24 protein-coding genes are annotated in these 22,826 nt (G+C 72.8%); 18 read left to right on the top strand and 6 right to left on the bottom strand.

The genetic code is table 11. The features are described from left to right. The first annotated feature begins 2 nt into the window (after positions 1 to 2). The 3 genes from AB0N27_RS11400 (at position 3) to AB0N27_RS11390 (ending at position 3,114) form a co-directional block, all read left to right on the top strand. Positions 3 to 1,121 (top strand): cystathionine gamma-lyase, encoded by a 1,119-nt coding sequence (locus AB0N27_RS11400; RefSeq protein WP_364366950.1) that lies wholly within the window; start codon positions 3 to 5, stop codon positions 1,119 to 1,121. After that, positions 1,122 to 1,904 carry a putative protein N(5)-glutamine methyltransferase gene (locus AB0N27_RS11395; protein ID WP_364366947.1) on the top strand — a complete coding sequence of 261 codons (783 nt, stop codon included), beginning with the start codon at positions 1,122 to 1,124 and terminating at the stop codon, positions 1,902 to 1,904. It abuts the gene before it with no gap. Positions 1,905 to 2,064: 160 nt separating this feature from the next. Continuing rightward, positions 2,065 to 3,114 carry an ROK family protein gene (locus tag AB0N27_RS11390; RefSeq protein WP_364366944.1) on the top strand — a complete coding sequence of 350 codons (1,050 nt, stop codon included), beginning with the start codon at positions 2,065 to 2,067 and terminating at the stop codon, positions 3,112 to 3,114. 108 nt (positions 3,115 to 3,222) lie between these two features. On the opposite strand, the gene AB0N27_RS11385 is transcribed toward AB0N27_RS11390, so the two are convergent. Together AB0N27_RS11385 and AB0N27_RS11380 are read right to left on the bottom strand one after the other, a co-directional pair. Then, positions 3,223 to 3,423: a DUF397 domain-containing protein gene (locus AB0N27_RS11385; protein ID WP_354818686.1), complete on the bottom strand. Its 201-nt coding sequence runs from the start codon at positions 3,421 to 3,423 to the stop codon at positions 3,223 to 3,225. 5 nt (positions 3,424 to 3,428) lie between these two features. Next, positions 3,429 to 4,274 (bottom strand): helix-turn-helix transcriptional regulator, encoded by an 846-nt coding sequence (locus AB0N27_RS11380; protein ID WP_364366940.1) that lies wholly within the window; start codon positions 4,272 to 4,274, stop codon positions 3,429 to 3,431. A gap of 276 nt (positions 4,275 to 4,550) precedes the next feature. Here AB0N27_RS11380 and AB0N27_RS11375 point away from each other — a divergent pair, with 276 nt between their 5' ends. Further along, positions 4,551 to 4,769 carry a hypothetical protein gene (locus AB0N27_RS11375; protein WP_088991877.1) on the top strand — a complete coding sequence of 73 codons (219 nt, stop codon included), beginning with the start codon at positions 4,551 to 4,553 and terminating at the stop codon, positions 4,767 to 4,769. A 195-nt stretch (positions 4,770 to 4,964) separates the two neighbouring features. Further along, positions 4,965 to 6,065 carry a D-alanine--D-alanine ligase family protein gene (locus AB0N27_RS11370; protein ID WP_364366936.1) on the top strand — a complete coding sequence of 367 codons (1,101 nt, stop codon included), beginning with the start codon at positions 4,965 to 4,967 and terminating at the stop codon, positions 6,063 to 6,065. Between the two features lie 39 nt (positions 6,066 to 6,104). On the opposite strand, the gene AB0N27_RS11365 is transcribed toward AB0N27_RS11370, so the two are convergent. Further along, positions 6,105 to 6,797: a DUF3515 family protein gene (locus AB0N27_RS11365; RefSeq protein WP_364366933.1), complete on the bottom strand. Its 693-nt coding sequence runs from the start codon at positions 6,795 to 6,797 to the stop codon at positions 6,105 to 6,107. Further along, positions 6,798 to 7,031, bottom strand: coding sequence for an Lrp/AsnC ligand binding domain-containing protein (locus AB0N27_RS11360; protein ID WP_013284547.1), 234 nt, complete (start codon positions 7,029 to 7,031; stop codon positions 6,798 to 6,800). It abuts the gene before it with no gap. A gap of 96 nt (positions 7,032 to 7,127) precedes the next feature. Between AB0N27_RS11360 and AB0N27_RS11355 the strand changes: the two genes are divergently transcribed. Together AB0N27_RS11355 and AB0N27_RS11350 are read left to right on the top strand one after the other, a co-directional pair. Further along, positions 7,128 to 8,117, top strand: coding sequence for a thiamine-phosphate kinase (locus AB0N27_RS11355; protein ID WP_364366929.1), 990 nt, complete (start codon positions 7,128 to 7,130; stop codon positions 8,115 to 8,117). Between the two features lie 29 nt (positions 8,118 to 8,146). Further along, a complete protein-coding gene (locus AB0N27_RS11350) occupies positions 8,147 to 8,608 on the top strand; it encodes a GNAT family N-acetyltransferase (RefSeq protein ID WP_364366926.1) in 462 nt (153 codons plus the stop codon). 127 nt (positions 8,609 to 8,735) lie between these two features. Here AB0N27_RS11350 and rpmB read toward each other — a convergent pair whose 3' ends face one another. Next, on the bottom strand, positions 8,736 to 8,927 hold the full coding sequence (rpmB, locus tag AB0N27_RS11345) for a 50S ribosomal protein L28 (RefSeq protein WP_007456456.1): 192 nt from the start codon (positions 8,925 to 8,927) through the stop codon (positions 8,736 to 8,738). 164 nt (positions 8,928 to 9,091) lie between these two features. Between rpmB and AB0N27_RS11340 the strand changes: the two genes are divergently transcribed. Together AB0N27_RS11340 and recG are read left to right on the top strand one after the other, a co-directional pair. Next, positions 9,092 to 10,702 carry a DAK2 domain-containing protein gene (locus AB0N27_RS11340; RefSeq protein ID WP_364366922.1) on the top strand — a complete coding sequence of 537 codons (1,611 nt, stop codon included), beginning with the start codon at positions 9,092 to 9,094 and terminating at the stop codon, positions 10,700 to 10,702. Then, on the top strand, positions 10,699 to 12,897 hold the full coding sequence (gene recG, locus AB0N27_RS11335; protein ID WP_364366920.1) for an ATP-dependent DNA helicase RecG: 2,199 nt from the start codon (positions 10,699 to 10,701) through the stop codon (positions 12,895 to 12,897). The genes AB0N27_RS11340 and recG overlap by 4 nt, the downstream gene beginning before the upstream one ends. Before the next feature lie 118 nt (positions 12,898 to 13,015). Here recG and AB0N27_RS11330 read toward each other — a convergent pair whose 3' ends face one another. Beyond that, entirely contained in the window at positions 13,016 to 14,533 is a 1,518-nt protein-coding gene (locus AB0N27_RS11330; protein ID WP_364366917.1) for a cell wall anchor protein, read from the bottom strand. Between the two features lie 303 nt (positions 14,534 to 14,836). On the opposite strand from AB0N27_RS11330, the gene rsmD reads away from it, so the two are divergent. From rsmD to AB0N27_RS11285, 9 genes are all read left to right on the top strand, one after another. Continuing rightward, on the top strand, positions 14,837 to 15,400 hold the full coding sequence (gene rsmD / locus AB0N27_RS11325; protein WP_364366914.1) for a 16S rRNA (guanine(966)-N(2))-methyltransferase RsmD: 564 nt from the start codon (positions 14,837 to 14,839) through the stop codon (positions 15,398 to 15,400). Beyond that, positions 15,397 to 15,885, top strand: a complete 489-nt coding sequence (gene coaD / locus AB0N27_RS11320; RefSeq protein WP_364366911.1) for a pantetheine-phosphate adenylyltransferase — start codon at positions 15,397 to 15,399, stop codon at positions 15,883 to 15,885. The genes rsmD and coaD overlap by 4 nt, the downstream gene beginning before the upstream one ends. A gap of 254 nt (positions 15,886 to 16,139) precedes the next feature. Beyond that, positions 16,140 to 16,637 (top strand): hypothetical protein, encoded by a 498-nt coding sequence (locus AB0N27_RS11315; protein WP_354818719.1) that lies wholly within the window; start codon positions 16,140 to 16,142, stop codon positions 16,635 to 16,637. Between the two features lie 110 nt (positions 16,638 to 16,747). Further along, a complete protein-coding gene (locus AB0N27_RS11310; protein WP_139587729.1) occupies positions 16,748 to 17,311 on the top strand; it encodes a YceD family protein in 564 nt (187 codons plus the stop codon). A 5-nt stretch (positions 17,312 to 17,316) separates the two neighbouring features. Beyond that, a complete protein-coding gene (rpmF, locus tag AB0N27_RS11305) occupies positions 17,317 to 17,490 on the top strand; it encodes a 50S ribosomal protein L32 (protein ID WP_074317731.1) in 174 nt (57 codons plus the stop codon). A gap of 114 nt (positions 17,491 to 17,604) precedes the next feature. Then, on the top strand, positions 17,605 to 18,588 hold the full coding sequence (locus tag AB0N27_RS11300; RefSeq protein ID WP_364370628.1) for a phosphate acyltransferase PlsX: 984 nt from the start codon (positions 17,605 to 17,607) through the stop codon (positions 18,586 to 18,588). Beyond that, positions 18,585 to 19,508: a ribonuclease III gene (gene rnc, locus AB0N27_RS11295; protein ID WP_364366906.1), complete on the top strand. Its 924-nt coding sequence runs from the start codon at positions 18,585 to 18,587 to the stop codon at positions 19,506 to 19,508. The genes AB0N27_RS11300 and rnc overlap by 4 nt, the downstream gene beginning before the upstream one ends. Beyond that, the gene (gene mutM / locus AB0N27_RS11290; protein ID WP_364366902.1) at positions 19,501 to 20,358 is read left to right on the top strand and encodes a bifunctional DNA-formamidopyrimidine glycosylase/DNA-(apurinic or apyrimidinic site) lyase; all 858 of its coding nucleotides are present in this window, start codon (positions 19,501 to 19,503) and stop codon (positions 20,356 to 20,358) included. Before rnc ends, mutM begins: the two co-directional genes overlap by 8 nt. Positions 20,359 to 20,579: 221 nt before the next feature. Beyond that, positions 20,580 to 22,799, top strand: coding sequence for an MMPL family transporter (locus tag AB0N27_RS11285; RefSeq protein WP_364366899.1), 2,220 nt, complete (start codon positions 20,580 to 20,582; stop codon positions 22,797 to 22,799). The last annotated feature ends 27 nt before the right edge of the window (positions 22,800 to 22,826 follow it).

Below are 22,826 nucleotides of genomic sequence, written 5' to 3'. Positions count from 1 at the left end.
CGATGACTGATCTGGGAGACGGCACCCGCTGCGTACGCGCCGGACTGCCCGAGCCGGCGCCGGGGGACCCGTTCCTGCCGGGGCCGGTCCTCGCCGCGCCGTACCACCTCGACCCGTGGCAGGGCCCCGCCGCCTCGCCGAACGGCTACGGCCGCCCCGACAACCCGACCCGACGCCTCCTGGAGGCGGCCGTGGGCGAGCTGGAGGGTGGCGAGTGCCGGGTCTTCGCCAGCGGTCAGGCGGCCATCACCGGCATGCTGCTCGCCCTGCTGCGCCCGGGTGACACGGTGCTGCTGCCCAGCGACGGCTACTTCCCGGTCCGGTCGTTCGCCACCGACGTGCTGGAGACGACAGGCGTCCGGGTGGTCTTCGTACCGACCGCCGGGCCGTACCCGTCCCTCGACGGCGTCCGGCTGGTGCTTGTGGAGACCCCCGCCAACCCGGGTCTGGACGTGGTCGACGTGGCGGTCCTGGCCGAGCGGGCGCACGCCGCCGGCGCGCTGCTCGCCGTGGACAACACCACTGCCACCCCGCTCGGGCAGCGTCCACTGGATTTCGGCGCCGACCTGGTGGTCGCCTCCGGCACCAAGGCGCTCACCGGGCACTCCGACCTGCTGCTCGGCTACCTGGCCAGCCGGAACACCGAGCTGGTCGAGGCGGTGACGCTCTGGCGTACCACCACCGGTTCGGTGCCCGGCGCGTTCGACGCCTGGCTGGCGCACAGGTCGCTGGCCACCCTCGACCTGCGGCTGGCCCGGCAGAGCGCCAACGCCGCCGCGGTCGCCGACCTGCTCGCCGCCCGCGCGGACGTGACGGGTCTGCGCTGGCCGGGCCGACCCGACGACCCCGCGTACGCGGTGGCCTCGGCGCAGATGCGCCGGATGCCCGGGGTGCTCTCGTTCGACCTGGGCGACGCCGACCGCGTGAGCCGGTTCGTCGAGGCCGCCCGGCTGGTGGCGGCTGCCACCTCCTTCGGCGGCCTGCACACGACAGCGGACCGCCGGGCGCAGTGGGGTGACGACACGTCGCCGGGCTTCGTCCGGCTCTCCTGCGGCGTGGAGGACACGTCGGACCTGTTGGCCGACATCGCCGCCGCGCTGGACGCCGCAGGAGAGGCCTGAGTGGAGTCCGTCCCCGTCGAGAGGTCCGCCCTCGTGGACCGGCTGCGCGCCGCCGGCTGCGTCTACGCCGAGGACGAGGCGGACCTGCTGCTGGCCGCCGCCGCCGATCCGGCGACGGTGGCTGCCCTGACCGAGCGTCGGGTGGCCGGCGAACCGCTGGAGTACCTGCTCGGCTGGGCGGAGTTCTGCGGCCTGCGGATCGCCGTCGACGCGGGTGTCTTCGTGCCGCGCGGCCGGACCGCTCTGCTGGTCGAGGCGGCGGCGGCGCTGACCGGCCCGGCGCCGGCCGTCGTCGACCTGTGCTGCGGGTCCGGGGCCACCACCGTCGCGCTGGCGCACCGGCTCGCGCCGCGTTGGCTGGCCGCCGCCGACATCGACCCGGCGGCCGTGGCGTGCGCCCGCCGCAACCTCGCCGGGTTGGCCGCCGAGGTGTTCGAGGGTGACCTGTTCGCGCCGCTGCCGCCGCACTGGCGGGGGCGACTCGACCTGGTGGTCGCCAACGCACCGTACGTCCCTACCGACGCGGTGGCGCTGATGCCGCCGGAGGCGCGGCTGCACGAGGCGCCGGTGGCGCTCGACGGTGGCCCGGACGGGCTCTCGGTGCTGCGCCGGGTGGGCGCCGAGGCGGTCGACTGGCTGGCCCCCGGCGGCCACCTGGTGGTGGAGGTCGGTGTCACCCAGGTGGACGCGCTCGGCGAGGCGTTCGCCGCCGCCGGGCTGCTGCCGAGCGTCCGCCACGACGACGACCTGGACGCCACGGCCCTGACCGCCCGCCGCCCCTGACCCCTCACCCCCGCGATCTTGCGGTTTCGGTTGTCGAAATGGGTGCGATACGCCTCGTGTCGCGACAGCAGGTGCACGATCGCGGGGACGGCGGGCGTGGCGGGGGAGAGGGCTTGGCACTAGCCTCGGCTCACACTCATGACGGCGGGAGGCGGTTTCGGTGGGCAGCGCAGGGGTGCCGGTGGTCGTCGGGCTGGACAACGGCGGCACCAGCAACAACGCCACAGTGCTGACGGTGGACGGCCGGTTCCTGGTGGACGGCCTGCTGGAGATCCCCAGCGAGGTGCGCGCCGGGCCGGAGGCGGCGATCGAGGCGTTGGCCCGGGCGCTGGACGGCGCGTTGGCGCACACCGGGGTGCCCCGCGAGCTGGTCCGGGCTGTCGGACTGGACACGCCGGGCCCGGCCAGCGCCGCAGGCGTCATCTCCTCGCGGGGCTCGACCAACTTCTCCCAGTCGGCCTGGCGGGGCTTCGACGTGCGGGGCGCGGTGGAGCGGCGGCTCGGCCTGCCGGTGATCTACCACAACGACGGCAACGCGGCGGCGCTCTACGCCCACCACGTGTTCTTCGGCGCCGAGGCGATGAACCGATCGTCGGTCGCCGCGATCGTCGGCACCGGCCTGGGCGGCGGGGTGGTCGAGAGCGGACGGGTGATCGCCGGCGCGGCCGGGATGGCCGGGGAGCTGGGTCACGTGCACATCCCGCTGAACGGGCTGCTCGGTCCCGGCCAGTCGGACCCCACCTGCGCCTGCGGCTTCACCGGCGACGTGGAGAGCGTCGCCTCGTTGACAGGCATCGAGCGCAACCTGCTGCCGTACTGGCTGACCCGCCACCCCGACCACCCGCTGGCCGCCGAACCGGTGGCTCGGGCGGCGAAGCTGGTCCGTGGGTACGGCGAGCGGGGCGACGTGCTGGCCCGGGAGCTGTTCACCCAGCAGGCGATGGCGTTGGGCAGGCTGTTCACCGTGGCGGCCAACTTCACCGACCCGCACGCGTACTTCGTGGGTGGCGGGGTGGTGGAGGCGGCGCCGGAGTTCCGCGACTGGTTCCTGGCGACGGTCCGCGAGCACACCGTGCTCCGGGAGGAGCAGGCGGCCGTGGCGACCTTCGCCCTGGTGCCGGAGCGGGACATGGCAGGTGCCCGGGGAGTGGCGATCGCCGCCCTGGAGGCGCTGCGTACCGTGCCGGAGTCCCGTCCGCTGGTGGCCTGAACCCGGCAGGCCGTGCGCCCCGACGGATCGGCGAACGACCCGCCGGGGCCTGGCCGGCCACGCCGGTGAGCGACCTGCAGGGACCTGGCCGGCCGCGTCGACGGCCGGTCAGCTACGGGGTGGAGCCTGGGTGAAGGCGGCCCAGGCGGCCGGCGGGAACAGCAGGGCCGGACCGGCCGGGTCCTTGGAGTCGCGGACGGCCACCAGCCGCGGGATCGCGGCCACTTCCACGCAGGCGCCCTGGTCGCCGCTGCGGCTGCTCTTGCGCCACGCCGCCACGGCCAACGCCGCGGTGATCGTCGGTGTCATCGGTCCTACCGTCCCTTCAGGGCTTCCAGGAGCATCGCCCGGCTGTCCGCCGGGCTGAGCGCCACGCTGCGCAGATGCTCCATGATCTTGGTGCAGGTACGCGTCTCGCCAGCCCGGTCGAGGATCATCTGCCCGGCGACGGTCTCCACCGAGGCGATGATCGGGTCCTCCGGATCGGCGAACTCCAGGATGTGCAGCGAACCCCGGGTGCCGCGGTGGTAGCCGGCGGAGAGCGGGATCACCTGGACGGTGATGTTGGGCAGCTCGGCCATCTTGACGAGGTGGCGGAGCTGACCGTCCATCACCGACTGGTCGCCGACCGGCCGGAGCAGCGCGCCCTCGTCGATGACCGCGTCGAGGATCGGCGGGTCGTCGCCGGTGAGGCGCTGCTGACGGTCGAGGCGGACCTTGACCCGTTGCTCGACGAGGTCGTCGCCGAGGGTGTGGGGACCACCGCGCATCACGCCGCGGATGTAGTCGGCGGTCTGCAGCAGGCCGGGCACCACCGAGGGCTCGAAGTTGGCGATGGCAGTCGCCTCGGCCTCCAGCGCGATGAAGTCGATGGTGCGGGGGTCCAGCAGGTACGAGTACGACACCCACCAGCCCGGCTTGCGGGCGTCCTTGGCGAGCTGCACCGCCGAGGCCACCTCCTCGGCGCTCACCCCGTACGAGGTCAGCAGGGCGCGCACGGTGGCAGGCGTGATCAGTGTCTGGGCGTTCTCGTAGCGGGACAGGGTGCTGCGGGTGCTGTTGATCTCGTCCGCTGCGGTCTCCAGCGTCAGGCCGGCGGCTTCCCGGTGGTGGCGCAGGGCGATGCCGAGTCGGCGGGCGCGGGCGGTCTTCGGGGCCATGCATCGATGGTCGCACACATTTGTGGGAACGTCTGCATGAGAGAACGTCGATGAGAGTTGCATTCACGGCTGTCCACGTGTCAATCTGTCATCGCGTCCTCACCGCCGGTTGTCGTGGCGACGGTGGTGGTGAGCGACCGGAGGGGATGGGGCGCGCGGCGATCGGGTTTCTCCCCCGTGCCCGATCGCCGCGTGCCGCAGCCATCCCGCCCCGCCGGAAGGAGACGACGTGCGTGACGGTCCGCAGCCCCCCGCCCTGCATCCGGGTGGCCGGCGATGACCCGCTTCCTGGTGGTGCTCACCGACGTGCGTCCCGTCGAGGGCATCGAGCGCAACGAGCGGGTCGCCCCCGAGCGGCGTCGGCAGGTGGTCGGCGCCAACAGCCGGGAGGCCGCCGACCGGATCGCCGGGGCCTTCATGGCGCTGGGCATGGTCCGGGCCGGCCGGCAGCGGGTCAAGGTGATCGCGGTCGGCCGCCGGCACTCCCGCGACTGAGCGGACTCGCGCCGCCGATCGATGTGGCAGCCTTCCTCCCGTCACGCACCGTATAACCTCTGTTGACCGATTGCCGCGTACCGCTGTGGCTCCCCGGGTATCGCCTCGCCCTACCGCCACGCACAGTAAGGTCAACCGGGTGAACGCCACCGGCGAGCACGACCAGCCGCAGTCGCGTACGAAGAGGTGACCGGAGTGACCACCCCAGGCAAGACCCGCGTGGCGATCGTCTTCGGCGGCCGCAGCCCGGAGCACGGCATCTCCTGTGTCAGTGCCGGCAGTGTGTTGGGCGCCCTGGACCCCGACGAGTTCGAGGTGGTGCCGGTGGGCATCACCCGGGCCGGCCAGTGGGTGCTGACCAGCGGCGATCCCGCCCAGCTCGCGATCAACGCCCGGCAACTGCCGGAGATCACCGCCGACTCCGGCGACGACATCGTGCTGCGCGCCGACCCCACCGGCAACGGGCTGATGGTGCTCGACCCGACCGAGGGTCCCCGGGTGCTCGCCGACGTGGACGTGGTCTTCCCCGTGCTGCACGGCGCGTACGGCGAGGACGGCACGATCCAGGGAATGCTGGAGATGGCAGGCATCCCCTACGTGGGCGCCAACGTGTTCGCCTCCGCGGCCGCCATGGACAAGGAGTTCACCAAGAAGCTCTGCGCCGTCGAGGGCATCCCGGTCGGCCCGTACGCGGTGCTGCGCAACGGGATGACGCTCAGCGAACAGGACAAGGACCGGCTCGGCCTGCCGGTCTTCGTGAAGCCGTCGCGGGCCGGCTCGTCGTTCGGCATCACCCGGGTCACCGACTGGGCGCAGCTCGACGCGGCGGTCGCCACCGCGCGACAGATCGACCCGAAGGTCATCATCGAGGCGGCGATCGTCGGCCGCGAGGTCGAGTGCGGCGTGCTGGAGGGCGAGGCCGGCGGCGCTCCCGAGGCGTCCGTCCTGGCCGAGGTGCGGGTCGTCTCCGACCACGACTTCTACGACTTCGAGGCGAAGTACCTCGACGACTCCTGCGAGTACGACATCCCGGCCGGGCTGCCGGAGAAGGTGACCCGCCAGGTGCAGGAGTACGCGGTCCGCGCGTTCACCGCACTGGACTGCGCCGGCCTGGCGCGGGCCGACTTCTTCGTCACCCCCGAGCTGGACATCTACCTCAACGAGATCAACACGATGCCCGGGTTCACCCCGACGTCGATGTTCCCGCGGATGTGGGCGGCCGCCGGCCTGGAGTACCCAAAGCTGGTCAACCGCCTGATCCGTACCGCCCAGCGGCGCGGCGTCGGCCTGCACTGAGACCGCGTGCCCGCCCGCGCCGAGAGGGCGCCTGTCGGGTCAGCCCCGGCAGCCGGCGGGGGCGGCGCCACCCGAGGGCACCGTCGCCACGATGGTGTTGGAGATCGGTGCCGCCCACTGCAACGGCTGCTCGTACGAGTGCGGAATGCGCAGGGTGACAGGTGTCTCCCGGTCGACAGCGGTGAGCACCGTCGCGTCGGCCTGTTCGACCGGGTGCCAGCAGACCGAGTTCACCCGCCAGACCTCGTCGGTGGCCGGAACGGTGGGCGCGGGGCCGCCGCAGGCGACGGTGAGGGCCGGGTCGCCGTACGCCGCGTTCTGCTCCGGGCCGGCGGTGACCGGACGCTGGGCCAGGTCGCGGATGGTCTGCGGCAGCTGGGAGACCAGCGCGCGGCAGACCGTGGCCGGGCGGTCGGCCAGCGCCGGGGCGGCCATCTCCACGGGTGCGGTGGACTGCGCCCGCACGCTTGTCGCCGACGGGCTCGGCGCGGCGGCCGGAGTGTCAGGCGAGAGCTTCGAGAAGGCCAGCAGGGCAACCAGCAGGGTGACAGGCAACGCGATCAATGTGGCGACCAGCGCGGCTCCACGGATCGTCCGGTCCCGGCCGCTCGGCGCGTCGGCGCCCGGCTCGGCGGACTCGCGGATACCGTCAGCCGGCTCGGGCGTCCCGCCGGCCGTGCCGCGCGTCTCGTCGTCATCCAGAGCAGCGGAGGAGGTAGTCATCTCGTCCACTTACAACCGCACCACCGAACACGTGAGGGTGCGGGTGATGCCGGGCACCATCTGCACCTTGCTGACGATGAGTTTGCCGAGCTCGTCGACGGTGTTGGCCTCGGTGAGGACGACCACGTCGTACGGCCCGGTGACGGCGTCGACGCGTACCACGCCGGCAAGGTCCGCGATGAGACCGGCCACGTCACGTGCCCGGCCGACCTCGGTCTGGATGAGGATGTACGCCTGTACCACGACTCGACCTCCGTCCGTCGCCGCCGCGGGGCGGCCCGAAGGGTGAAACTACCTTACGGAGCAGGTCGGATCCCTATCGGTGGTCAAGGAGCAGCGGTGAGCGAGCGCGGCGGTGCCGGGCAGAACGGACGGAACGTCGGCGGCGGCGCCAGCGTGGCCGGTATCGGCGAGTTCGGGTTGATCGGGCGGATCACCGCCCGGCTGCCGGTCGGGCCGACGACCCTGCTCGGCCCGGGGGACGACGCGGCCGTGGTGGCCGCGCCGGACGCCCGGGTGGTGGCCTCCACGGATGTGCTCGTCGACGGACGGCACTTCCGGCGCGACTGGTCGTCGGGGCGTGACGTCGGACACCGCGCGGCGGCGGCGAACCTGGCCGACATCGCGGCGATGGGCGCCACCCCGACCGCCCTGCTCGTCGCCCTCTGCATGCCTGCGGACCTGCCCACGGGCTGGGCGGAGGAGCTGGCCGACGGGCTCGCGGCGGAGGCGGGCACGGTCGGCGCGAGCGTCGTCGGCGGGGACATGTCGGCCAGCCCCACCCTGACCGTCGCGGTGACCGCGCTCGGCGACCTCGACGGCCGCGCGCCCGTGGTGCGCTCGGGCGCCCGCCCGGGGGACGTGCTCGCCCTGGCCGGGCGCACCGGGTACGCGGCCGCCGGGCTGACCGTGCTCACCCGCGGTTTCCGGACGCCCCGGCTGCTGGTCGAGGCGTACCGGCGGCCACTGGTGCCGTACCAGGCGGGGCCGCAGGCCGCCCGGCTGGGCGCCACCTCGATGATCGACGTGTCGGACGGCCTGCTCGCCGACCTCGGGCACGTGTCGACGGCCAGCCGGGTGGCGATCGACGTGCGCCGGGACGCGTTCGAGGTGCCCCGGCAGATGGCCGACGCGGCGCAGGCCCTCGGCGTCGACCCGTACACCTGGATCCTGGCCGGTGGCGACGACCACGCGCTGGCCGCGACCTTCCCCCCGGCGGTGGCGTTGCCGCCGGAGTGGCGGCCGATAGGCGTGGTGACGGAGGGTGCCGGCGTGACAGTCGACGGGGGGCCCTACGACGGCCCGACCGGCTGGGACCACTTCCGGTGAGGCCCGGTGGCCGCCGTACCCTGGACACCGTGAGTGAGATCGAGATCCGGCTGGTGCGGTTCGACGCACCTGTGGCGCAGCAGTTGATCCGTGACGCGCTGGCCGACCTCGGTGTCCGCTACGGCGGCACCGGCGACGACACCCCGGTGGCCGCCACCGAGTTCGAGCCGCCGGACGGCGCCTTCCTCGTGGCCTACCTGGCCGGCGAACCTGTCGGTTGCGGTGGCTGGCGCAGCCACGGCGCGGACACCGCGGAGCTGAAGCGGATGTACACCGCCCCGGCGGCCCGGGGGCGCGGCGTCGCCCGCAGCGTCCTCGCGGCGGTCGAACGGTCGGCGCGTGAGCAGGGCCGCAAGCGGATGGTCCTGGAGTGCGGCGACAAGCAGCCCGAGGCGATCGCCATGTACACGGCCGCCGGCTACGAGCGCATCCCGAACTTCGGCTTCTACAAGGACGCCGAGGGCTGCGTCTCCTTCGGCCGCACCCTCTGACCTGCCCGAGGAAACGGACGGCCGGGCGCGGACCGGACAGGGAAGCGCCCGTCGGCGCGCACGACAAAAGCCGGCGGACCGCAGCGGTCCGCCGGCTGAGCCGTATCGAAGAGGGTGGTGCCGCGCGTCAGGCGCGGGTGACCTTGCCGGCCTTGATGCACGAGGTGCAGACCTGCAACTTCTTGGTGTTGCCGCCACCGGCCGGGGTACGCACCGACTGGATGTTCGGGTTCCAGCGGCGGTTGGTCCGCCGGTGCGAGTGGGACACGTTGTGGCCGAAGCCCGGTCCCTTGCCACAGACGTCGCACACGCTAGCCACGGGATACTCCTGGGATTGATACGTTCACGGGGTCGCCGGCAGGTGCTGCCCGGGCAACCTGGTCAGGTTACCCGATGACCCGCCGACCCGGCCAACCGCCCCGGTCCAGCGGACACGCCGGACGAGTCCGACGGGTGTCAGTCAGCGCCAGTAGGCTTCTGGCCGTGCTGGACACCCTCGACGCCGCAGCGGTCCGCCGCTGGTGTGTGGGTGGGTTGGCCGCGCTGAAACGCCACCAGAGCGAGATCGACCAGCTCAACGTCTATCCGGTGCCCGACGGCGACACGGGCACCAACCTGGTGCTCACCCTCACGTCGGCCCAGCAGGCTCTCGCGATGGATCTGGACACGCTGCCCGACAGCGGGTCGACCGCGCACGGGCACGCGTCGCGGCTGATGGCGCAGGGCGCCCTGCTCGGGGCACGGGGCAACTCCGGGGTGATCCTGTCGCAGATCCTGCGCGGCTTCGCCGACGGCGTCGCCGCCGTGCCCGTGGTGCGCGGTCGGGAGCTGGCAGTCGCGCTGCGGTCCGCGACCACCGCCGCGTACGGCGCGGTCGGCCGCCCGGTGGAGGGTACCCTGCTCACGGTGGTCGCCGCCGCCGCCGACGCGGCCGAGCGCGCGGACACCGACGACCTGTGCCGGGTGGCCCGCGCCGCGGCGCGGGCGGCGGCCGAGGCGCTGGCGCGTACGCCGCAGCAGTTGCCGGCCCTGGCCCGCGCCGGCGTGGTCGACGCCGGCGGCAGAGGACTCTGCGTGCTGCTCGACGCCCTGGTCGAGGTGCTGTCCGGGGAGGGCACGGCACCGGTGGCGCCGACCCCACGCACCGCCCGCCCGGCGGCCACAGTCGCCCGCGAGACAGGTTCCGAGGAGTACGCCTACGAGGTCCAGTTCCTGCTCGACGCCACGGCCGAGGCGGTCGACGAGATGCGCCTGACGCTTGACGCGCTTGGCGACTCCCTGGTGGTCGTCGGTGACGGGCGGGAGCCGGTGGGCACCTGGAACGTGCACGTGCACGTCAACGACGTGGGCGCGGCGGTCGAGGCGGGTGTCGCCGCCGGCCGTCCGTACCGGATCTCGGTGACCCGCTTCGCCGACCAGCGGGAGTCGCCAGGCCCGGCCACGGCCAGCCGGGCGGCGGTGGTGGTCGCCACCGGCATCGGGATCGCCGAGCTGTTCGCCGCGGAGGGCGCCACAGTGGTGCCGGGCAACCCGTCGACGGGCGAGCTGCTGGACGCGGTGCGCAGCACCAACGCCGCCCGGGTGGTGGTGCTGCCCAACGATCCCAACACGGAGGCGGTGGCGAGTGCGGCGGCCCGCGAGGCACACCGGTACGGCATCAAGGTGAGCGTGGTGCCGACCCGCTCACCGGTGCAGGCCCTGGCCGCCCTCGCGGTCCGCGACGGCACTCGCCGCTTCGAGGACGACGTGATCGCGATGGCCGAGGCCGCCGGCGCCTGCCGCTACGCCGAGGTCTGCCACGCCAGCCGGGAGGCGCTTACCGTCGCCGGCCCGTGCCAGCCCGGCGACGTGCTGGCGCTCGTCGAGGGGGAGGTGCACCTCATCGGCGCCGACCTCACCGACATCTGCGCCGCCGTCGTCGACCGGATGCTCGGCGGCGGTGGGGAGCTGGTCACCCTCCTGGCCGGGGTGGACGCCCCGGCCGGGCTCACCGACGCCGTCCGCGCGCACGTCGCGCGGCGCTGGCCGTTCGTCGAGGTGCACGCGTACCCGGGCGGTCAACCGTTCTATCCACTGCTGGTGGGGGTCGAATGAGCGAGCCGGCCACCGTGGACACGCCGCTGAAGAAGCTCGTCGGGGACAAGACGGCCAAGGCGCTGGCCTCCGCCCTCGACCTGCACACCGCGGGTGACCTGGTCTACCACTTCCCGCGCCGGTACGACGAGCGCGGCGAGCACACCGACATCCGCTCCCTGGACGTGGGCGAGCAGGTCACCGTGCTGGCCCAGGTGCAGCGCACCGCCGTACGGCCGATGCGGCAGCGCCGGGGCAACCTGCTGGAGGTGACAGTCGGCGACGGCTCCGGAGGTGTGCTCACGCTGACGTTCTTCGGCAACCAGGCCTGGCGCGAACGCGAGCTGCGTCCGGGCCGGTGGGGTCTGTTCGCCGGCAAGGTCACCGAGTTCCGGGGCAAACGCCAGCTCAACGGCCCGGAGTACGTCCTGCTCGGCGAGGGCGGCGAGGGCGAGGCGGCGGTCAACGACGAGATCGAGGAGTTCGCGGGCGCGCTGATCCCCGTGTACCCGGCCGCGGCGGCCGTGCCGACCTGGGTGATCGCCCGCTGCGTACGCGTCGTCCTGGACACGTTCACCCCGCCGGAGGATCCGCTACCGGCGTCCGTACGCGCCGGTCGTAACCTGGTCGACCTGGGCGCCGCGCTTCGGGAGATCCACCGACCGTCCACCAAGGAGGCCCTCTACCGGGCGCGGCGGCGGCTCAAGTGGGACGAGGCGTTCGCCGTCCAGCTGACCCTGGTGCAGCGCAAGCACCGGGCCGCCGACTGGCCGGCCCGGCCCCGCCCGCCGCGCCCCGGCGGGCTGCTGGACGCGTTCGACGCCCGACTGCCGTACGAGCTGACCGCCGGGCAGCGCGACGTGGGCGTGGAGATCGCCGAGGACCTGGCCACGCCGCACCCGATGCACCGCCTGTTGCAGGGCGAGGTGGGCTCGGGCAAGACGGTGGTGGCGCTGCGGGCGATGCTCCAGGTGGTCGACGCGGGCGGGCAGGCGGCGCTGCTGGCGCCCACCGAGGTGCTCGCCGCGCAGCACCACCGGGGGATGCTCGACCTGCTCGGGCCGCTCGGGCGTGCCGGTGAGCTGGATTCCGCCGAGCACGCCACGAGGGTCGAGCTGGTCACCGGCTCACTTGGCGCGGCGGCCCGCCGCCGGGCGCTCGCCGAGGTGGCCAGCGGCGCGGCCGGCATCGTGCTCGGCACCCACGCCCTGCTGTACGAGGGTGTCGACTTCGCCGACCTCGGCCTCGTGGTGGTCGACGAGCAGCACCGCTTCGGTGTGGAGCAACGCGACGCGCTGCGGGCCAAGGCGGACCAGCCGCCGCACACGCTTGTGATGACGGCCACCCCGATCCCGCGCACGGTGGCGATGACCGTCTACGGCGACCTGGAGGTCTCCACCCTCTCCCAACTGCCCCGGGGCCGTTCGCCGATCGCCTCGCACGTGGTGCCGGCCGCGGAGAAGCCTGCCTTTCTGGACCGGGCGTGGCGCCGGCTGCGCGAGGAGGTGGCGGCCGGGCACCAGGCGTACGTCGTCTGCCCGCGGATCGGTGACGGACCGGTATCGGACGAGGAACCGCCACCCGAGGACGACAACGGCCGCCGTCCACCGCTGGCCGTGACCGAGGTGGCCCCGCTGCTGGCCGAGGGGCCGCTGCACGGGCTGCGGATCGGGGTGCTGCACGGCCGGCTGCCCGCCGACGAGAAGGACGCGGTGATGCGGTCCTTCGCCGCCGGCGACCTGGACGTGCTGGTCGCGACCACCGTGATCGAGGTCGGCGTGGACGTGCCGAACGCCACCGTGATGATCGTGCTGGACGCCGACCGGTTCGGTGTCTCCCAGCTGCACCAGCTGCGCGGCCGGGTCGGCCGGGGCTCCGCCGCCGGGCTGTGCCTGCTGGTCAGCGAGGCAGCCGAGGGCTCGTCGGCGCGGGAACGCCTGGACGCGGTGGCGTCCACAGGCGACGGTTTCAAGCTCGCCGAGCTGGATCTGGAGCAACGCCGCGAGGGTGACGTGCTGGGCGCCACCCAGTCCGGGCACCGCTCGCACCTGCGCCTGCTGTCCCTCAAACGCGACGCGGACCTGATCCGCGACGCCCGCGCCGAGGCGATCACCCTGATCGAGGACGACCCGGAGCTGACCCGCAACCCGGCCCTCGCCGCGTCCGTCGCGGCCCTGGTCGACGAGGACCGCGCGGAGTACCTGGAAAAGGGCTGACGCCGTCGCCCTCACCTGACCGGAGGCAGGCGCGTCCGTGCGGACACCGGGACCACGACGACCGAGGGCGCGCCGACCGGGATGGTCGACGCGCCCTCGGGCTTCAGCGCAGGTCAGGTCAGGCGGTGAAGGTCACCCGACGCCGACGGGCGATGACGAAGAGCACCGCGCCCGCGATCAGCAGCGCGATCGCGCCGGCGGCGATGCCGCCCGCCGCCGCACCGGTGACCGGAAGGCCCGGCTCCTCGCCGCCGCCGCCCGAGCCGCCGCAGTTGCCCTCCGGCGCGTAGGCCGCCTGCAGCTCGAGGTCAAGCTCGGGCAGGGTGACCAGGGCCGTCTCGGACTTGCCGGCCTTGAAGGTCACCGTCTCCGACGCGCCGGCCGCGACCGTACGGGTCTCGGTCTTGTCGCCGTAGGTGAACGTCGCCTTGACCGGCATACCACCCTCGGGGTTGGTCACGGTGAGGGCGAACTCCTTGCAGTCGGCCTTGGTGGTGACGGCCGGCAGCGGGCAGTCCTCGGGGCGCTCCCACGAGTACGTGCCGTTCTCGATGACCTTGCCGTTGACCAGCACCTCGATCTTGCCGGCGTCGGCGGCGGGCACCACGATGCTCGTGTCGGCCTTACCTGGCGCGACGGAGACCTTCTTGGTGAAGCCGTTCTCGCCCTTGACCTCGAACTCGACCGCGTACTTGCTGATCTTGCCGTCGTTGCTCAGCGAGACGGCGACGGAACCGTCGCAGTTGGACGCGAAGGTCGAGGCCGGGGTGGTGCAGCTCTTGCTGCCGCCGTTGTACCAGCCCTGCGGGCCCTTGGACCGGTTGCCCGGGGCGCCCGGGGAGCCGAGCTTCTTGTTGTCGTAGCGCTTGCCGCCGTCGACGATCTCGTCGATGACCTGGTCCTTGCCGCCCCAGATGAGGTCGACCTGGGTGTGGCAGTCCGGGATCTCCACGTTCAGCGTGATCTCGGTCTGGCTGCTGCTGACGAAGTCGCTGTCCGGCGTGCCGTAGACGTACTGCGGGGTGGCGAACTGCGGCCGGGGCGCGAAGTAGGAGACGAGCGTGAACCACTGCTTGCCCTCGCCGCAGAGCGGCAGGTCACCGTCGAGCTTGACGGTGGCGGTGCCCTTCGGACCGTCGAAGGTGTGGCTGTACTTGGCCTTGTCGACCTCGACGCACTTCGGGGCCGGCGTGCAGGACCTGTCGGCGGCGAGGTTGATGCTGCCGTCGTTGGTGTTCTTCTCGGTCTTCTGACCCTCCTTGTACCACCTGCCGTCCACCGTCAGCTTGGCGCTCGCGGTGTTGCCGGGGACGCGCTGGGTGGCCTCGACGAAGGAGCCCTCGGGGATGACCCAGCCCTGCAGCGGGGTCGTCTTCGCGCCCTCCACTGCCACGGTCACGGGGGTGTTCGGCTCGGCGGTCACCTTGCGGAGCGTCGCGCCCTTGTTGACCTCGCTGTTCACCACCTTCCACGTGATCACGCGCTCGCCGGTGAGCCGGTCACAGTCGGCCTTGGCGGTGATCGTGGTGTGGTGGGCGCTGGCTGGGGTGGCCACCGCGACGACCCCGGTGAGGCCGATGAGGGCGGCTCCCAGGATGGCCAGCGGTCGCCGGAGCGACAGCTTGGGACGGATCACGGGTACTCCTGGAGTGCTGAAGCGTCAGGGGGGTGGCACGGGAGCGACAGTGGACGGTCACTGCACGTCGATGGAGAGGCGCCCTCCCGAGCCGTGGGCCGGTGGGTTGCCGCCGACACCCGGCAGACCCTAGCGAGATCGCCGCGTGTGTTACAGCGCTCAGGATTTGTTAAGACGGATGTTATGAACTTGAGATCATTGATATACGAGAAGTGATCATGTCGTCCTCCTGGCGGTACCGACCGTGTCGAACGCCCGCTCCCGGGGGTCGCGTAGCGTCGAGGTCATGAGCAGGAGGAGACCGTGACCCGGATCGTGGCCGGGACGCTCGGCGGCCGGCGGATCGCCGCGCCGCCCGGCGCCGGCACCCGACCCACCTCCGACCGGGTCCGGGAGGCGCTGTTCAGCGCCGTCGAGTCCGAGGTCGACCTCGACGGCGCGCGCTTCGCCGACCTGTACGCGGGCTCCGGCGCGGTCGGTCTGGAGGCGCTGTCCCGGGGCGCCGGGCACGTGCTGCTCGTCGAGTCCGACCCCCGGGCGGCCCGGGTGATCCGGGAGAACGTGACGACCCTGCGGGCCGGCTCGGCCGTCCGGCTGGTCACCGGCAGGGTCGCGACGGTGCTGGCCGCCGGACCGGACGGCGGCCCGTACGACGTGGTCTTCGCCGACCCGCCGTACGCGGTGCCGGAGGCGGAGATCACCGCGCTGCTGACCACGCTTGTCGAGGAGGGTTGGCTGGCGCCCGACGCGCTGGTGGTGGTGGAGCGTTCCCGGCGGACCAGGGAGTTCGACTGGGTGGAGGGGATCACCCCGGAGCGCAGTCGCCGTTACGGCGAGACCACTCTTTGGTACGGTCGCCGATCATGAGACGTGCGGTGTGTCCCGGCTCCTTCGACCCGGTCACCAACGGACACCTCGACATCATCGGTCGGGCCAGCCGGCTGTTCGACGAGGTGATCGTCGGCGTGCTGATGAACCAGTCGAAGAGCGGCCTGTTCACCGTCGAGGAGCGGATCGAGATGCTCCGCGACGTGACCGCCTCGTACGGCAACGTGCGGGTCGAGTCGTTCCGCGGGCTGCTCGTCGACTTCTGTCGGGCGCAGCAGGCAAGCGTGCTGATCAAGGGTCTGCGGGCGGTCAGCGACTTCGACTACGAGTTGCAGATGGCCCAGATGAACATCGGTCTGGCCGGTGTCGAGACGTTGTTCATGCCGACCAACCCGCTCTACTCGTTCATCTCGTCCAGCCTGATCAAGGACGTGGCGAAGTGGGGCGGCGACATCTCCGCGCACGTCCCCGACCCGGTCCGCGAAGCCCTCCAGGCCCGCCTGACCCCCCACCCTCACCCCTGACCCACCCCACGCCCCCGCGATCTTGCAGTTTCGGTCGGTGGAATGTGCTCAGCTGCGGCATTTGTCGACGCAGAAAGTGCAAGATCGGCGGGGTTGGGGGGTGCTCTCATCGCTCAGCGCGATGACGGCGCGACGCGCCGGGTTGGGGTGGATGGGGCACGTGTGGGGTGGGCACGACATGATTGGTCAAGCGGGGGACCGGCCGTAGCCCGCATCATGGAGGTCGGCCGACGAACGACAGGAGTGAGGTACCGGTGGACCCGCTCGATCGCATCGACGAACTGATCGCCATGGTGGAGCAGGCCCGCTCCGTCCCGATGTCGCGCAACAACTGCATGGTCGACAGGGGCGAGATGATCGCGGCCCTGGACGAGATGCGCGCCGAACTCCCCGCCGACCTGCGCCGGGCCGCCGCCCTCCTGGAGGAGCGGGACAAGATCATGGACGCCGGCAAGCGCGAGGCGGACCGGATCATCAGCGAGGGTGAGGCAGAACACGCCCGCCTCGTGTCGGTGAACGAGATCACCGTGTCGGCCGAGCACGAGGGCGCCCGGATCATCGCCGAGGCCCGCGCCGAGGCGCAGCGCCTGCGTGAGGAGGTCGACGACTACGTCGACACCGCGCTCGCCAACTTCGAGCAGTTCCTCACCCGGGCCCTGGCGTCGATAGAGCGTGGCCGCGACAAGATGCACGCGCTGCGCGAGATCGGCACCTTCGGTGGGGATGAGGCCGAACGCCCGCTACCCTTCTGAGCGGCACCTCACCAGCCGACATTCTCGGGCAGGCGTCGCCCCCGGTTCGACGGTCCGGCGGTCGCCCAGGTAACCTTTTTTGTCGGCCTCTCACCGGCCGGAGTCTGACTATGCCCAAGCACTCGCCATCGACACTCGACCCCAGGTCGCCGCTGGTCCTCGACACGAGGGACCTGCCGCGCCGCCCTGGTGCGTTGCGTGAGGTCCAGCGGGTCGTGCCGGCACCGACGGACCTCGGTGTGGAGTTGATCGGCGTGCCGGAGGGCGCGGACCTCGACCTCGATCTGAGGTTGCAGTCGGTGTCCGAGGGTGTGCTCGTCTCCGGGACCATCACCGGTCCCATCCGGGGCGAGTGCGGGCGTTGCCTACGCGAGATCAACGAATCGATGGCCGTGACGATCCAGGAGCTGTACGCGTACGAGAACAGCACCACGGACGCCACGACCGACGAGGACGAGGTGGGCCGGATGCAGGGCGATCTGATCGACCTGGAGCCGGCGCTGCGGGACGCGTTGGTGCTCACGCTGCCGACCAACCCGCTCTGCCGGGAGGACTGCCCAGGACTGTGCCCCGAATGCGGGGCGCACTGGGACGATCTGCCGGCCGACCACAGTCACCAGCAGATCGACCCGCGTTGGGCGGGCCTGTCGCAACTGACCCGTACAGAGGAGTAAGAACCGTGGCCGTCCCGAAGCGCAAGATGTCGCGCAGCAACACCCGGTCCCGCCGGGCGAACTGGAAGGCGACAGTGGTCGCGACCGTCGCGTGCCCGCAGTGCAAGTCCCCGAAGCTGCCGCACGCCGCCTGCTCCGTCTGCGGCACCTACAACGGCCGCCAGGTCATCGAGGTCTGACCTGGACGCCGAGTGACGCCCCCGACCCCGGGTCGGGCGGCGCGCGCACCCTGGCATTCGCCCGGTGCCCCGGCTCCCTCCGACGCCGGCCGGCCCAACCCGGTCGGCGTTCCGGTGGAGCCGGGCACCGCGCGGATCGCCGTTGACCTCCTCGGCGGGGACGATGCTCCCGCCGTCGTGGTTGACGGCGCTCTGCGGGCCGTGCGCGCCGACCCTGACCTGCACCTGCTGCTCGTCGGTCCGACCGAGGTCGCCGACGAGATGATCGCCGCGCTCGACCCGGCCCAGCGGTCCCGGATCACCGTGCGGCCGGTCCGTGCCGTCGTCGGCATGGCCGACCATCCCAGCGCCGCCCGGGCCGAGAGCACCGTGCGGGCCGCGGTCACCGCCGTGCGCGACGGGACCGCCGACGCCCTGGTCTCGGCCGGCGCGACCGGCGCGACAGTCACCGCCGCCGTGCTCGGTCTCGGCCGCTGGCCGGAGATCCGCCAGCCCGCCCTGGCTGCCACCCTGCCCGCGCTCACCGGGCCGGTCGTGCTGCTCGACGTCGGCGGCTCGCTGGAGCCCCGCCCCGCCACCCTCGCCCGGCACGCCGTGCTCGGCGCCGCGTACGCCGAGGTGGCGCACTCGATCGCCGCGCCCCGGGTCGGCCTGCTCTCGGTCGGCACCGAGGCGGGCAAGGGAGACCGGGTCCGCCGCGCCACCGACCCGCTGCTGGCCGTCGAGCCGCTGCCCGGCGGGGCACGCTACGTCGGCCTCGTCGAGGGGTACGACGTGACGCTCGGCGCGCGCGCCGATGTCGTGGTCACCGACGGCTTCACAGGTAACGTGCTGCTCAAGGCCATCGAGGGCGCGTACGCCATGGCCGGCGGCCCGCCCGCCGGGGGCGGCGCCCCCCGCGCCGCCGCACTGCTGGGCGTGGCGGGAACCGTGGTCGTCTGCCACGGTTCCGCCCGCGCCGACGATGTCGCCTCCGGCATCGCCCTCGCCGCCCACCTGTGGCGGCGGCACGCCACCGACCTGGTCTCCGCCCTGCTCGACGGCGACGTCGCGACGGAGAACACCGACCGTTCCACCGACACCGAGGTACGCACATGAGCAACGACAAGCGGCGGCGGGCGTCCGTCGGTCACCTGGAAGCCGCGTTCGGCGTGAGCCTGGAACCGGAGCTGCTGCAACGCGCGTTGACCCACCGCTCGTACGCGTACGAGAACGGTGGTCTGCCCACCAACGAGCGGCTGGAGTTCCTCGGCGACTCGGTGCTCGGCGTGGTGATCACCACGGCGCTCTTCCACAACCACCCGGATCTGCCCGAGGGGCAGTTGGCGAAGTTGCGTGCCAGCGTGGTCAACATGCGGGCGCTCGCCGACGTGGCCCGTGGGCTGGGCCCGGACGGCCTCGGCGCGTACCTGCTGCTCGGCAAGGGCGAGGAGACCACGGGCGGCCGGGACAAGGCGAGCATCCTGGCCGACACCCTGGAGGCGCTGCTCGGCGCGATCTACCTCCAGTACGGGCTGGACACCGCAGGGATCGTCATCCACCGGCTCTTCGACCCGCTGATGGCCGAGTCGGCCGGTCGGGGCGCCGCGCTGGACTGGAAGACCAGCCTCCAGGAGCTGACGGCCGCGCTCGGGCTCGGGGTGCCGGAGTACCGGATCGAGGGCACCGGCCCGGACCACCTCAAGACGTTCACCGCCTGGGTGGTGGTGGCCGGCAACCGGTACGGCGGCGCCGAGGGGCGCAGCAAGAAGGAGGCCGAGCAGCGGGCGGCGGAGGCGGCCTGGCGGACGCTCGCCGACCAGAACGACAAGGACGGGTCGGCTGGCCGGGACGGGTCGGCCGACCGGGAGTCGGTGGGTCCGCTGGAGCGGGCCGAGCGGGCGGCCCGGACGGAGGAGGCCGACCACCTGGCGCAGGTGATGCCGGCCGACGTCGCGGCCCAGCAGTCGTCGGGCGATGGCGCGCAGGACCGCGTGGGGGCGGCAGTCGACCGCGACGCGGGGGCGGGGCGTGCCTGAGCTGCCCGAGGTGGAGACCGTCCGGCAGGGACTGGCCCAGTGGGTCATCGGCCGCCGGATCGGCTCGGTGGAGGTCCGCCACCCGCGCGCCGTCCGCCGGCACGTCCCCGGTGGCGCGCACTTCGCGGACGTGCTCACCGGCCGTACGGTGCTCGACGTGCGGCGGCGCGGCAAGTACCTGTGGCTCCCGCTGGACAGCGGTGACGCCGTGATCGGTCACCTGGGCATGTCCGGTCAGCTGCTCCTGCAACCGCCCGGCACCGCTGACGAGACGCACCTGCGGGTGCGGTTCCGGTTCGCCGACGACGGGCCGGAGCTGCGCTTTGTCGACCAGCGCACGTTCGGTGGACTGTCGGTGAGCGAGGGCGGCGCCGAGCTGCCCGCGGAGATCGCGCACATCGCCCGCGACCCGATGGATCCGGAGTTCTCCGACACGGCGTTCGTCGCCGGGCTGCGCCGCCGGCGGACCGAGGTGAAGCGGGCCCTGCTCGACCAGAGCCTGATCTCCGGGGTGGGCAACATCTACGCCGACGAGGCGCTGTGGCGGGCCCGGCTGCACGGCGTGCGCCCCACCGACGCGTTGACCGGCCCGGCGGCGCAGCGGCTGCTCGGTCACGTCCGGGACGTGCTCGCCGAGGCGATCACACAGGGCGGCACCAGCTTCGACGCCCTCTACGTCAACGTCAACGGTGAGAGCGGCTACTTCGACCGGGAGCTGAACGTCTACGGGCGTGAGGGCCAGCCCTGCCGGCGGTGCGGCACGCCGATCCGCCGCGAGGCGTTCATGAACCGTTCGTCGTACAGCTGCCCGCGTTGCCAGCCGCGACCTCGGGGTGCCGCTCGGGGATGACCCGGAGCCGGCTCCGGGTCGGCATCGGCGGGTCGCGGCCTGACGCTCCGGGCCGTACCCCGGCGCGTGCCCGGATCGTCGGTCAATGGCCGCCGGACGGGCCGGCCTCCCTTGTGTACGGGTTCCGGGGCGGGCCAGGGCCGATCCCCGATGTGACCGCCTCGTCACGCCCCTAGCGTCAGCACAGTTGACAGGGGGTTGACGTGACAGGGGGACCCGAGATGGCTGGCAGACCGGTGACGGTGCGGATGGCGAGGTGGAGCGCCGAGCACCCGTGGCGGGCGATCGCCCTGTGGGCGGTGTTCGTGGCGGTGTGCTTCGTCGGTGGCAACGCCGCCGGTCTCAACGAGGCCACGAGCGGTGACCAGGCGATCGGCGAGGCGGGACGTGCCAGCCTCATCGTGGACGCCGGCGACTTCGACGACCCGGCCGTGGAGAACGTCCTCATCACCTCGCGGGGCGGAGCGCTGGACGCGGCGGCGGCGAAGGCCGCGGCCGACGACGCCGCCGCCCGCCTGCGGACGGTCACCGGCGTCGCCGAGGTCGGCCAGCCCGTCCCGGCCCGGGACGGGTCGGCGCTGCTGCTGCCGATCACCATGTCCGGTGACCCGGAGACGGCGTCGGACCGGGTGCAGCCGCTGCGCGACGCCACAGCCACCGTGCAGACCGCGCATCCGCAGGTACGCGTCGAGCAGGTGGGCGGGCCGTCGATCGGTCAGGCCCTCGACGACACCCTGGGCAAGGACTTCAAGCGTGCCGAGCTGCTCAGCCTGCCGGTCACCCTCGCCATCCTGATCATCGCGTTCGGCGCGCTGATCGCGGCGAGCGTCCCGGTGCTGCTGGCGCTCTCCTCGGTAGCCGCCGCGATGGGTCTGTCCACCCTCGCCTCGCACCTGGTGCCGGCCACCGACACCACGTCGCCGGTGATCCTGCTGATCGGCATGGCCGTCGGGGTGGACTACTCGCTGTTCTACATCCGCCGCGAGCGTGAGGAACGCGCCAAAGGCCGGTCCGGTCTGGACGCCGTGGAGATCGCCGCGGAGACCTCCGGGCACGCGGTAGTGGTCTCCGGCTTCGCCGTGATCATCGCGATGGCCGGGCTGCTGCTCGCCGGCGACGTGGTCTTCTCGTCCCTCGCCGTCGGCTCGATCCTGGTGGTCGCCGTCGCGGTCACCGGTTCGCTGACCGTGCTGCCCGCCCTGCTGGCCAGGCTCGGCCGCTGGGTGGACCGGCCGCGGGTGCCGCTGCTCTGGCGGTTGACCGCGCCGCGTACCGGCCGGCACGGCACGCCCCGACCGCCGCGGCTCTGGCCGGCGCTGCTCCGGCCCGCGCTGCGCGCCCCGGTGGTGACCCTGGTGATCTCGGTCGGGCTGCTGCTCGTCCTGGCCGCGCCGGCGCTGGGCATGAAGCTGAAGTTCCCGGGCATGGAGGACCTGCCCCGCACCACCCCGGCCATGCAGGCGTACGACAGGCTCACCGTCGCCTTCCCGAGCACCGGCACCAACCACGTGGTGGCCGTGCGGGCGCCGGCCGAGCAGGCCGACCGGGTCCGCGCCGCTCTCACCGACCTGGCCACCCGTGCCGCAGGTGATCCGCTGTTCGCGCCGACCGAGGCGGACGGCCCGAAGATCCAGGTGTCGGACGACCGGCGGGTTTCGGTGCTGGACGTCGCCACCCCGTACGCCAGCCGGGACGACCGGTCGGTGCGGTCACTGGAGACGTTGCGCGAGGACCTGGTCCCGGCCGAGCTGCGGGGCATCCCCGGCATCGAGTACGCGGTGGGCGGCAGCGTGGCCGACAGCGAGGACTACGCGCAGCACGTCCGCGACAAGCTGCCGCTGGTGATGGGCTTCGTGCTGGTGCTCACCTTCCTGGTCATGGTGCTCACGTTCCGGTCGGTGGTGGTCGCGGCCAGCTCGATAGTGCTGAATTTGCTCTCCGCCGGCGCGGCGTACGGGCTGCTGGTGCTGGTCTTCCAGGGCGACTGGGCCGAGGGGCTGCTCGGGTTCACCTCGATGGGCGCGATCGTCTCCTGGCTGCCGTTGTTCCTCTTCGTGGTGCTCTTCGGGCTGTCGATGGACTACCACGTGTTCGTGGTCAGCCGGATCCGCGAGGGGATCCGGGCGGGCATGCCCAACCGCGAGGCCGTCTCGTACGGGATCACCTCCTCGGCCGGGGTGGTGACCAGCGCGGCGATCGTGATGGTGGGCGTGTTCTCGATCTTCGCCACGTTGAGCACGATCGACATGAAGCAGCTCGGCATCGGTCTCGCGGCGGCGATCCTGCTGGACGCCACGATCATCAGGGGAGTGGTGTTGCCGTCGCTGATGACCATGCTGGGCGACGCGAACTGGTGGGCTCCCCGCTTCCTGCGTCGGCGTCCGGCGCCCACCCCCGCCGACCCGCCGGCCCCCGCGCCGGAGCTGGTGCCGGTGCCCTGACCGGACGGTGGGTGGCCGGGTCGCGAC

It is taken from the genome of Micromonospora sp. NPDC093244, from assembly GCF_040683695.1.
GTDB lineage: Bacteria > Actinomycetota > Actinomycetes > Mycobacteriales > Micromonosporaceae > Micromonospora.
The sequence above is the reverse complement of the archived record's forward strand: the minus strand, read 5'-3'. Positions and strand labels throughout refer to the sequence as shown.